General features: G+C 34.9%; 7 protein-coding genes. 5 read left to right on the top strand and 2 right to left on the bottom strand.

Annotation, left to right across the window (positions count from 1 at the left end):
- Window positions 1–23: 23 nt before the first annotated feature.
- Entirely contained in the window at window positions 24–788 is a 765-nt protein-coding gene (locus DFQ11_RS05650; RefSeq protein WP_110474900.1) for a hypothetical protein, read from the top strand.
- A 167-nt stretch (window positions 789–955) separates the two neighbouring features.
- Complete coding sequence (locus tag DFQ11_RS05645) at window positions 956–2,527, top strand: right-handed parallel beta-helix repeat-containing protein (protein WP_110474899.1); 1,572 nt, start codon at window positions 956–958, stop codon at window positions 2,525–2,527.
- 157 nt (window positions 2,528–2,684) lie between these two features.
- On the opposite strand, the gene glyA is transcribed toward DFQ11_RS05645, so the two are convergent.
- On the bottom strand, window positions 2,685–3,959 hold the full coding sequence (gene glyA, locus DFQ11_RS05640) for a serine hydroxymethyltransferase (RefSeq protein ID WP_110474898.1): 1,275 nt from the start codon (window positions 3,957–3,959) through the stop codon (window positions 2,685–2,687).
- Window positions 3,960–4,068: 109 nt separating this feature from the next.
- On the opposite strand from glyA, the gene fahA reads away from it, so the two are divergent.
- Window positions 4,069–5,364, top strand: coding sequence for a fumarylacetoacetase (fahA, locus tag DFQ11_RS05635; RefSeq protein WP_110474897.1), 1,296 nt, complete (start codon window positions 4,069–4,071; stop codon window positions 5,362–5,364).
- 865 nt (window positions 5,365–6,229) lie between these two features.
- Here the strand turns inward: fahA and DFQ11_RS05630 are convergent.
- Window positions 6,230–7,915 carry an RluA family pseudouridine synthase gene (locus DFQ11_RS05630; protein WP_110474896.1) on the bottom strand — a complete coding sequence of 562 codons (1,686 nt, stop codon included), beginning with the start codon at window positions 7,913–7,915 and terminating at the stop codon, window positions 6,230–6,232.
- 213 nt (window positions 7,916–8,128) lie between these two features.
- Between DFQ11_RS05630 and DFQ11_RS05625 the strand changes: the two genes are divergently transcribed.
- Together DFQ11_RS05625 and DFQ11_RS15160 are read left to right on the top strand one after the other, a co-directional pair.
- Window positions 8,129–9,313 carry a hypothetical protein gene (locus DFQ11_RS05625; RefSeq protein ID WP_229791266.1) on the top strand — a complete coding sequence of 395 codons (1,185 nt, stop codon included), beginning with the start codon at window positions 8,129–8,131 and terminating at the stop codon, window positions 9,311–9,313.
- Between the two features lie 982 nt (window positions 9,314–10,295).
- On the top strand, window positions 10,296–12,255 hold a 1,960-nt coding region (locus DFQ11_RS15160; protein WP_449441477.1), incomplete at its 3' end, for an HYR-like domain-containing protein.

Genomic DNA, 12,255 nt, shown 5'->3' with positions numbered 1-12,255 from the left:
TATGATACCAATGAACACCAACCATGCGTCAACTTATTTTCTTTGTCTTACTTTTTTGTTTGCCTACCCTTCAATATGCCCAAACATTAAAAGGAATTGTTTATGATGCCAACGGCATTGTAAAAAATATTAAGATTCACAATAAAACCCAAAATCGCTTTACAATTTCAGACGAAGAAGGTCTTTTTAGTTTAGTGGCCAAAGTAAACGATAGCATTTATTTTGAATCCGTTTTTTATCATGGGAAAACCATTAGATTAAAACCATCTCATTTTGAAGATCTCGCTGTTTTCGAACTGAAGGAAATTCTAACCGAATTAGATGAAGTAGAAGTTAAAGAAGAAGCTAAACAACCCATATTCCATCAAGACACCTATAATTACGAACTCCAAGAGTTAATTAAAGCCGACATAAAAAATAATCCTCATTTATATTTACCAGAAAACGCAACCTACGGTGTAGATTTAGTTTATCTAATTGGTGCTGTGGTAAAACTTTTCAAAAAGAACAAAAAACGAGATCCAGTCTACCAACCTATTACCTATAAGCAATTGGACTCGCTTTTCGATAACAGTTCGTTTTTTAATAAACAATTGGTTACAGAAAGCTTAGAAATTCCAGAAGATAGAGTGCATTTGTTCTATGATTTTTGCGAAGGGAGACAAATCAGTTCCGAGCTGTTAAAAGAGGAAAAGAAAATGCAATTACTAGAAGAACTCGTATTGAGTAGTCAATTATTTTTAATTTTGTTGGAAGAGTACGGACAAGAAAATATAAATAAAGATTAGTCCAATTCTATAATTGACCGAATTCCATATAAACTTAATAGTGACTCGTTTTTCGGTCTACCATAAGAATATCTAAAGGAAACAGAGATTCAGGAAATATCTAGACTTTCATTATTAATCCTAACTTCAAAAGTTATATTTTTAAGCCTTAATTATAATTACCTATTATGAAACGATTGTTGTCATTCTTACTTTGTTTTGGAATTTTGATGTTTTGGAGTTCATGCCGAAACGATTTTGAATTTACACCAAGTAAAGGAAACCTAGAATTTGCCAAAGACACGATTTATCTAGACACGGTTTTTTCAACTATTGGCTCAAGTACCTATAACTTAAAAGTATATAATCGCAGTAATGACGATATCGTAATTCCAAGCATTCAATTTGAAAATGGAATCAATTCTTTATACCGAATGAATATTGATGGTTCTACAGGATTACAAGGTGCTCAAGAAGGAAAACTATTTGAAAACGTTGAACTTTTAGCTAAAGACAGTTTATTCATATTTATTGAAACCACAATAGATATTTCAACTTTAGGCGCTTTAGAAAATCAATTCTTATATACCGATAAAATTCTATTTGATTCTGGGAGCAATCAACAAGATGTCGATGTGGTCACCTTAGTTAAGGATGCGGTTTTTATATATCCAAATAAAGACGAAAACACAGGTATTATTGAAACTTTAGTCTTTGATGTTGATGGTGATGGCACAGACGATGAAACTACTTTACAAGGTCGTTTTCTCACCGATGAAGAACTGACGTTTACTAACGAGAAACCCTATGTTATTTATGGTTATGCAGGTGTTGGCGCGGGTAAAACTTTAACCATGGAAGCTGGTGCACGTGTTCATTTTCATGCCGACTCCGGAATTATTGTAACTGATAATGGGTCGCTAAACATTAATGGATCGCTGAGTACAGATCAAGAAACTTTAGAAAACGAAGTAATTTTAGAAGGAGATCGTTTAGAACCTTTATACGAAAACATTCCTGGACAATGGGGAACCATTTGGTTGTTTAACGGAAGTGTAAATAATACTATTAATTATGCCACTATAAAAAATGCAACGATTGGCGTTCTTGCTGAAGGCAATCAAAATACAACTAATGATAAATTAACGATTACTAATTCTCAAATTTATAATGCAAGTAGTTTTGGTTTATTAGGACGAGCGACTTCGATTACAGCAGAAAATGTAGTGATTAACAATTGTGGACAATCGTCTTTCGCCGGAACCTTTGGTGGAAAATATAACTTTACACATTGTACCATTGCTAATTATTGGAATAATAGTTTTAGACAATTCCCTGCCCTACTCTTAAATGATTTTATCGTGGATGCGAACAATACTATTATTACTAATGATTTAATTGAAGCTAACTTTACCAATTGTATCATCTACGGAAATGATAATCCTGAGTTTTTATTGGAAAATGAAGGTGATGTTTTCAACTTTAATTTCACAAATAACCTATTGAGATTCGATAATAACAATCTTGAAGGCAACGGAAATTATATTTTTGATGACCCGACGTTTTATGTATCTAATATATTTAATCAACTTCCAGATTTTCAAGATCCGTATGAAAACCTAATGCATATTGGACAAGTTTCTGGAGCTAAAGGCCAGGCCTTAGCCCTATCGCCTGCTGGTTATGATATTTTAGGTCAACCGCGAGATGGATCTAATCCTGATATTGGCGCTTATAATTACACAACTTTTGATGAATAGAATACGTGTAATTTATAGGTCTACCATCTTTTTCTTAGAATAATTACAATAGGTCATAATTGCAGTTAAACAGCTGATGCTCGATTAACAGATAGCACATAAAAAAGCCTTTCAAACTAAATTGAAAGGCTTTTTAAATCTTTATAAACTTCAAGCTTTAAGCATTAAACAATGCACGTCCACTCATGAGTTCATTTACTTTTTTACCGATTCCTTCAAGAACCGTATCGTTATCATGATTCTTAAGAACTTCATCAATAAGATCTACCACATAAGCCATATCCTCTACTTTTAAACCTCGTGTGGTTACGGCTGGTGTTCCAATTCTAATACCAGAAGTTACAAATGGCGATTCAGTATCAAACGGAACCATGTTTTTGTTTACGGTAATATCTGCTTTTACTAAAGCGTTTTCAGCATCTTTACCTGTAATATTTTTATTTCTAAGGTCGATAAGCATCATGTGATTATCTGTTCCTCCAGAAATTAAATTATAATCCTTAGCTACAAAAGCCTTTGCCATGGCCTCGGCGTTATGCTTCACTTGTAACATATAATGCATAAACTCATCCGTTAAAGCTTCACCAAAAGCAATGGCTTTAGCAGCAATAATATGTTCTAATGGTCCTCCTTGATTTCCTGGGAATACACCGGAATCTAAAAGGCTAGACATTTTACGTAAATTACCATTCTTCAATTTAATTCCAAATGGATTATCAATATTTTCGCCCATCATAATCATACCACCTCTTGGTCCTCTTAAGGTTTTATGAGTGGTCGTTGTTACAACGTGACAATGAGGCATTGGGTCGTTAAGAATTCCTTTTGCAATTAATCCCGCAGGATGTGAAATATCCGCTAATAAAACGGCACCTACACTATCGGCTACTTCTCTGAATTTCGCAAAATCCATATCACGAGAATAAGCAGAAGCACCTGCAATAATCATTTTTGGTTTTTCCTTTTGCGCTTGATCCGCTAACATATCGTAATCAATAAGACCTGTGTCTTTCTTTACACCATAAAATGTTGGTCTGTATAATTTACCTGAAAAGTTTACAGAAGACCCATGAGTTAAATGTCCACCATGAGACAAGTCAAAACCTAAAATGGTATCACCTGGATTTAAGCAGGCATGATACACCGCTGTGTTTGCTTGACTTCCTGAGTGAGGTTGTACGTTTGCATAAGCAGCTCCAAACAGTGTCTTGGCTCTATCAATAGCAATCTGCTCTACTTCGTCTACCACTTCGCAGCCTCCATAGTAACGTTTTCCAGGATAACCTTCAGCATATTTGTTGGTTAAAACAGAACCTGCTGCTTCCATCACTTGATTGCTCACAAAGTTCTCTGAGGCTATTAATTCTATACCATCAATCTGGCGTTCTTTTTCGGCTTGAATGAGTTCAAAAATTTGTTCGTCGCGTTCCATATTTAAAGTTGTTGTTAAATCAAGACAAAAATAGTGAATACATTAGTTTAAATATCAAAATTTATGTAGGTTTGAATGAAATTAATGAACATTTAATCAACAAAATCATATGCCAATATCAGCTAACAATCCAGATCGTACCTCGTGGTTACACGTTGGTAAAAACTCCGATTTCCCAATTCAGAACATTCCCTTTGGTGTTTTTCTTACAAGGGATGATATAATTACTATTGGAACACGAATTGGAGATACTGCAATTGACCTAGGTGCTTTACATCAGTTAGGCTATTTTGAAGGCATTCCGTTAACAGACGATATTTTTCTGCAAGACACGCTAAACGATTTTATCGCTGACGGTAGAAAAACTTGGCGCTTAGTAAGAAACAGAATCGCTGAGATTTTTGATGCTGAAAATGATACCTTAAAAAATAATATACCTCATAAAGAAACCATTTTATTCCGCTTGGATGAAATTGAAATGCAATTGCCAATTCAAGTTGGTGATTATACAGATTTCTATGCAAGTAAAGAGCATGCTACTAATGTAGGTACTATGTTTAGAGATCCTAACAACGCCTTATTACCTAACTGGGTACATATGCCGGTAGGTTATCACGGAAGAAGTTCTTCTATTATTCCTTCAGGAATTCCTATTCATCGTCCACAAGGACAAACTATGCCAGAAGGTGCTGACAAGCCTGTTTTTGGACCATCAAAATTAGTGGATTTCGAATTGGAAATGGCTTTTATCACTACGGATGCAAATGACTTAGGGGAACCAATTCCTATTGAAGAAGCTGAAGAGTACATCTTCGGATTGGTATTATTCAATGATTGGTCGGCTCGAGATATTCAAAAATGGGAATACGTCCCATTAGGCCCATTTTTAGGGAAAAGTTTCGCCTCTTCTATGTCACCATGGATTGTAACTTTAGATGCTTTAGAACCATTTAGGGTAGAAAGTCCTAAGCAAGATCCTAAACCATTAGAATATCTACAAACTAAAGGTAAAAAGAGTTTCGATATTAATTTAGAAGTTGGTATTCAGCCAAAAGGTGCTAAGGAAGCAACAGTTTGTAAATCGAACTTCAAATATATGTACTGGAATATGGCACAACAATTAGCTCACCATACCGTTAATGGTTGTCCAGTTAATTCAGGAGACATGATGGGAAGTGGTACTATTTCTGGTCCAACGGAAGATTCTTACGGTTCGATGTTAGAATTGAGCTGGAAAGGCACAAAACCTTTAAAAATGAAAGATGGCACAGAGCGTAAGTTTATCAACGATTACGATACCGTTATTATGAGAGGTTATTGTGAGAAGGATGGTACTAGAATTGGATTTGGATCTGTAAAGACCCAATTATTACCAATCTTCAATCCTAAGAAGAAGAAAAAATAAATATACACTAATACCTGTTAAAAGGAAGACTGAAATCTACGGATGGATGTCTTCCTTTTTTTGATTGATGGGTTGTTACGCAGAGTTGCTCGAAGGAAGCACAAAGGCTAACAGAGTTTTAATTTTTTAGAAGTTTAATCTCTAAGGTTTAAAGTGATATTACGAAGAGTTGCTCGGAGGAGACACAGAGACGCACTGAGTGTTAATTTTGTTGATGATTTAATTATACTATTTGAAAAGTTATTACGCAGAGTATCACAGAGGTGACATGGAGACTCACAGAGTTTTAATTTTTAGAAGTTTAATTTCTACCGTTTAATGTGATATTACGCAGAGTTGCTCGGAGGCGACACAGAGATGCACTGAGTGTTAATTTTGTTGATGATTCAATTCTACTATTTGAAAAGTTATTACGCAGAGTTTCACAGAGGTGACATGGAGACTCACAGAGTTTTAATTTTTTAGAAGTTTAATTTCTACGGTTTAATGTGATATTACGCAGAGTTGCTCGGAGGCGACACAGAGATGCACTGAGTATTAATTTTGTTGATGATTCAATTCTACTATTTGACAAGTTACTACGCAGGGTTTCACAGAGGTGACATGAAGACTCACAGAGTTTTAATTTTTAGAAGTTTAATCTCTACCTTTTAATGTGATATTACGCAGAGTTGCTCGGAGGAGACACAGAGACGCACTGAGTATTAATTTTGTTGATGATTTAATTCTACTATTTGAAAAGTTATTACGCAGAGTTTCACAGAGATGACATGGAGATGCTCAGAGTATTAACCTTGTTAGAATAGAAGGATTTTGTTGTTTGAAAGACCTTCACAACCCAAACAAAATGTAGAAACCGAGTGCTTTAAAAAGGGGCTTCACATGTAAAACTTACCCATTCTCGTTTTACCGGATGTTCAAAACTTAACGTTTCAGCATGAAGGTGTAAACGATTCGATGGCATTCCGTATAAATCATCTCCAACAATTGGAGTATTCAAACCTTTATGATGTGCTGCGTGGACTCTCAATTGATGTGTTCTTCCTGTGATGGGATAAAAATGAATTCTGGTTTTGTTATTTTCAATACTAAGGACTTCATAGTTGGTTTTAGCTTGTTTTCCATGTTCATCACATACCAACTGCCTTGGACGATTGTTTAAATCCACACGAAGTGGTAAATCGATAGTCCCTTCTTTTGAGGCTATTACACCATTCAATAAAGCGACATAACGCTTTTTCACTTTGCGATCAATAAATTGTTTTTGAAGCTTTTTGTGTGTGCGTTCATTTTTAGCGACCAATAATAATCCTGAGGTGGACATATCTAAGCGGTGCAATAATAAAGGTCCCGTGGCCTCAGGTAAGTAAACTTGCATTCGTGTTAGAACCGAATCTTTTATAGTCTTTCCAGGCACGGATAAAAACTCATGAGGTTTATTTACGAGAAGAAGAAAATCATCTTCAAAGATAATTTCTAAGTCACCCGAAAACTTTCCGGCCGATTCAATTGGATTAGCTTCAACAGTCAAACCTTGCATCATATGACCTAAAATCGGCTCACATTTACCACGACATGAGGGATAAAATTGTCCATGCCTACGTACTTCTGATTTAGGTGAAGAGCCCCACCAAAACTCAGCCATGGCCACAGGCTTAAAGTTATTCTCATAGGCATACTGAAACAATTTTGGAGCGGCACATTCTCCTGCCGCTGCAGGCGGTTGTCCTAAATCTGTAGCCTTAAAAATAGAAATCAGATCTTTTTCTTCTCCTTTAGCATTCAGAAAGTGATACTGATTATGGATTTCCTTTTGTAATCGAGCAGATAAAGATTTTCGTTCTTGCTTTAGAGCTTCAATGGGCTGCAATAACGCATCTAATTGTTTTTCGGCGGCTCTAATATCTGCTTCACATTTCAACTTTAAGTATTTTAAATCGATATTAGATTGTATACTTTCTTGTTTTAACTGTTCAAGAACTACTTCAAGTTCAGAAGAAGTCATGCACTGCTCTGCCTCTACTCTTAATTGTTTTCGTTTTCGTTTATTAGATCTCACATTTAGTTTGAAATCTTCAAGCACCTTAGAACTTTCAAGCTTTATTTGTTCTAATTTTAAGTGCGCTTTTTCGATTTTAGGTTTATTTTCAAGAGCATCAATTTCTGCATTTAATGCATTTAATACGGCTTCACCTTGTTTATAAAACCCATTAGTGTTTAAGGTATCATAAATCGGTGGCACAAATCCTTTTAAATGATTGCTTTTAGCTAGTTTTCCTGAAAAAGCCGTGAGGTAACCCAATTGTCCTTCAGCGGTTAACACAACCATAACTCCGAACATTTTGCCAATTTTTAAACCTTGTTTTGAAGGATCTAATCCGAAGTTATGTTCAAAATCATTCTGATTTTCTAAATAAGCTTTGACCTCGTTAGCGGCTGTTACGCATAGCGGATTTGGTGTATAATAAAACGGGAAGGTGAATTGTTCCGGAAGCGCTTCCGAAGCCTGATTTTCTAGAGAATGAAAACAATTATTTTCCGTATTAAACATCGCTGTGGATTGGACTGCAAAGAAACAAAAATATAGATGAGATTTATAAGTGATATTTGAAAAAGTTCGGGATTTGTTCCTGCTATAATTTGACTATAATTAGTCTCTTTTCTATAATTTATTCATTTAAAACTTATGGAATTAACAAAACATTTATACTTTGGCATCAAAATTGAAAATGTTAAAAATATTAACCTCTTAAAATACAAGATTATGAAACGAATTTTACTTTTAACAGTCCTTGTTTCGGTACTAATATCTTGTAGTGCCAAAAAACAAATGGAAAGCGCTATTAGTCATGGTAATTACGACCAGGCTATTTCTGAGGCATTGAGAAAGCTTGAGAATAACAAGAACAAGAAGCGTAAACAAGATTATATTGCTCTACTTAAAGAAGCGTATTACAAAGCTTTGGATGAGGATCTTGAAACGATCAAGCAGCTTAAAAAAGATGGTAACCCTGAACAGTTCAAAACCATCTACACTATATACACTGATTTAGAAGCGAGACAACAAGCTATTAAACGTGTGATGCCATTAAAAATCAATGGTAAAACATTGAAACTAAAGTTTAATGACTACAGTGCAGATATTGTTGACTACAGATATAAAACCTCTGATTATTTAATCAATCAAGGTATTGCTTTATTAGATTCAAATGACAAGTTGAATGCGAGAAAAGCTCATGAGATTTTCACATATATAGAACAGATTAATCCAAATTTTGAGGAGAACAGAAATTTAATTAAAGAAGCTCATTATAAAGGTATAGATTATGTTTTAGTGTCTATTGAAAATCAAACAGATCAAATTATTCCGCAACGTTTGGAAGCTGATTTGTTAGATTTTAATACCTATGGTTTAAATCAATTTTGGACCACATATCACGCCAGACCAGATGATTCCTTAGATTATGATTTTGCCATGCAATTGCAATTGAAGCAAATAAACATTTCGCCAGAACGTGTTAATGAACGTCAGTTGTTACGTGAGAAAGAAATTGTAGATGGATGGGAATACGATTTAGACAGACATGGGAACGTTAGAAAAGACAGTCTTGGAAATGATATTAAAATAGATAAGATTGTTACTGTAAAAGCTCGATTTTTAGAAGTATTACAAACGAAGTCAGCACAAGTCATTGCTGATGTGGTCTATAAAGATTTAAAGCAGAAACAGATTCTTGATACTTTTACTATTGATAGTGGGTTTGTTTTTGAAAATATCTTTGGGAAATTTTCTGGAGATAAACGCGCTTTAAACAAAGAAGATAGGGATCTTTTGCGAGCACGACAAGTCCGTTTTCCAAGTAACGAACAAATGGTTTTTGATACTGGAGAAGACTTAAAACTTCAACTCAAAGACATTATAAGTTCTTATCGAATTAATCGGAGCTAAAAAACACAATTAAAAAACCGCTATAGATTTTATTCTCTGGCGGTTTTTTTTTGTGAATTTGAGTATTCGAAATACCACATTACTCATAATCTTCTATTTGATCGGGATAAATAAAACTCATTCCTTTTAAGCCCTATTAAAACGACTACAAATCACACTTACAATACCTTATTACTGTTAGTTAATAAGCCCATTCTATAAGGAAAGAAATTAGCCATAAAATGGGAAAAATAGTTTTAATTTAAAATATAAGTATTAAAAACTGAACAGCAAGTAACATTTAGCTTCTAACCCCCTAATTTACTGATAGTTCATACAAAGATATTTTATGCTATTCAACGGATTTTTAATGAACTATCTCGCCTATTAGCTATATTCGCGACACCCTATTGAATTATTAATATTTTATTAAAAAAACAAGACTTTAAGTCTCTAAGTATAAAGTTATTGAAAACTAAAGAAACATTTTGATTAGTATAACCAATCTTTAGAATTTGTTCTGGCTTAAAAACGTTGAAAATGAAGTTTTTATAATGGTCTTTTAAGATCTAAGGCTTCTATTGTTAATGAAAAATTATGTATTTAAAGGGCTAATTAGTGTTTAAAACACCTATTTTATACTCTTCATAACAACCTCATTACCACGTACAACAAATTCGAATAAGATTGCGAACTATAAGTAAAATCGCATGTTACGAGCTATTGTAGAACATAATTAAAAATTATTTCAACTACAAAAAAAAACGCTTCATCGATATAAATTTGCACTTTATCGATGTTTTTTGTTTGAAAATAACTTTTAAGGTTCTATATTTGTTAAATTATTGATATGTAGTATTATATAACATTAATAAAAAATACCAAATTGAACCTTAGCCCTTAAATGATGTTCAATGATATAAAATATAATTGGATTCATTTCATAAAAATGATTTGTTACCTATAAAAATTGCTATTACGATTCCTGATAAAATCTAGTGTTATGATTAAAAAAATTACAATTTCTATGCTATTAACCGCCACTGCTTTAATAAGCTTTAGTGCGTTTCTAAAATTGGATGAAGAAATCATAAAAGATAATAATCTCAATCGATTATATAGCCTTAACACTAATACAGATAGTGAATGGAACTCAATAAAGAGTAGTCATTCCATATTGGTGAATGATGTAGCAGATGCAATAGCAAATGCACAATGTAAAGATATTACAGTATATTTAGACCTGACTGGTAACGCTACCATCGGTTTTGAAGATATTAATGATGGTAGCACAGAAAGTGGTGATATAACATATAGTATTTCACCAAATTCTTTTGATTGTTCTAATATTGGTGATAATACAGTCACCCTTACAGTGACCTATGATGTTGGTTCTGATTCGTGTGAAGCCACTGTAACTGTGGTAGATAATACAGCACCAACTCCGGATGTAGCAACACTTCCTGATGTAACGGCACAATGCGAAGTCACTACTTTAACCCCTCCTACAGCTACAGATAATTGTTCAGGAACTATCAATGGTACAACGACAGATCCGTTAACTTATAATACACAAGGAACCTACACTATCAATTGGACCTATGATGATGGCAATGGAAATACTTCTACGCAAGCACAGACAGTTATTGTGGATGATACCATCGCCCCTGTTCCGGATGTTGCTGCTTTACCTAATGTAACTGGCGAATGTTCTGCGACGGTTACAGCTCCTACAGCAATAGATACTTGTTCGGGTACAATCACAGGTACAACGACAGATCCGTTAACTTATAATACTCAAGGAACCTTCACTATCAATTGGACCTATGATGATGGCAATGGAAATACTTCTACGCAATCACAGACAGTTATTGTAGATGACACCTCGGCCCCTGTTCCGGATGTTGCTATTTTACCTAATGTAACTGGCGAATGTTCTGCAACGGTTACAGCTCCTACAGCAACAGATAATTGTTCAGGAACTATCACTGCTACAACTACTGACCCATTAACTTATAATACTCAAGGAGCCTACACTATCAATTGGACCTATGATGATGGGAATGGAAATACTTCTACGCAACCACAGACAGTTATTGTAGATGACACCTCTGCCCCTGTTCCGGATGTTGCTACGCTACCTGATGTAACTGACGAATGTGATGCATCAGTTACAGCTCCTACAGCAACAGATACTTGTTCGGGTACAATCATAGGCACAACGACAGATCCGTTAACTTATAATACACAAGGAAGCTATACCATTAATTGGATCTATGATGATGGCAATGGAAATACTTCTACGCAAACACAAACAGTTATTGTAGATGACACCTCTGCCCCTGTTCCGGATGTTGCTGCTTTACCTAATGTAACCGGCGAATGTTCCGCAACAGTGACAGCTCCTACAGCTACAGATACGTGTTCAGGAACTATCACTGCTACAACGACAGATCCGTTAACTTATAATACTCAAGGAACCTACACTATCCATTGGACATATGATGATGGCAATGGAAATACTTCTACGCAATCACAGACAGTTATTGTAGATGACACCTCTGCCCCTGTTCCGGATGTTGCTGCTTTACCTAATGTAACTGGCGAATGTTCTGCAACGGTTACAGCTCCTACAGCTACAGATAATTGTTCAGGAACTATCAATGGTACAACGACAGATCCGTTAACTTATAATACACAAGGAACCTACACTATCAATTGGACCTATGATGATGGCAATGGAAATACTTCTACGCAAGCACAGACAGTTATTGTGGATGATACCATCGCCCCTGTTCCAGATGTTGCTACGCTACCTGATGTAACTGGCGAATGTGATGCATCAGTTACAGCTCCTACAGCAATAGATACTTGTTCGGGTACAATCACAGGTACAACGACAGATCCGTTAACTTATAATACTCAAGGAACCTTCACTATCAATTGGACCTATGATGATGGGA

Source organism: Winogradskyella epiphytica (assembly GCF_003217215.1).
Classification (GTDB): Bacteria; Bacteroidota; Bacteroidia; order Flavobacteriales; family Flavobacteriaceae; genus Winogradskyella; species Winogradskyella epiphytica.
Note: the sequence above shows the minus strand (reverse complement) of the source record. Positions and strands in the feature narration are given on the sequence as shown.

Bases quoted from the DNA above. Each gene is read 5' to 3' on its own strand.
- DFQ11_RS05650 (WP_110474900.1), top strand. From the start codon at position 24: ATGCGTCAACTTATTTTCTTTGTCTTACTTTTTTGTTTGCCTACCCTT.
- DFQ11_RS05645 (WP_110474899.1), top strand. From the start codon at position 956: ATGAAACGATTGTTGTCATTCTTACTTTGTTTTGGAATTTTGATGTTT.
- glyA (WP_110474898.1), bottom strand. From the start codon at position 3,959: ATGGAACGCGACGAACAAATTTTTGAACTCATTCAAGCCGAAAAAGAA.
- fahA (WP_110474897.1), top strand. From the start codon at position 4,069: ATGCCAATATCAGCTAACAATCCAGATCGTACCTCGTGGTTACACGTT.
- DFQ11_RS05630 (WP_110474896.1), bottom strand. From the start codon at position 7,915: ATGTTTAATACGGAAAATAATTGTTTTCATTCTCTAGAAAATCAGGCT.
- DFQ11_RS05625 (WP_229791266.1), top strand. From the start codon at position 8,129: ATGAAACGAATTTTACTTTTAACAGTCCTTGTTTCGGTACTAATATCT.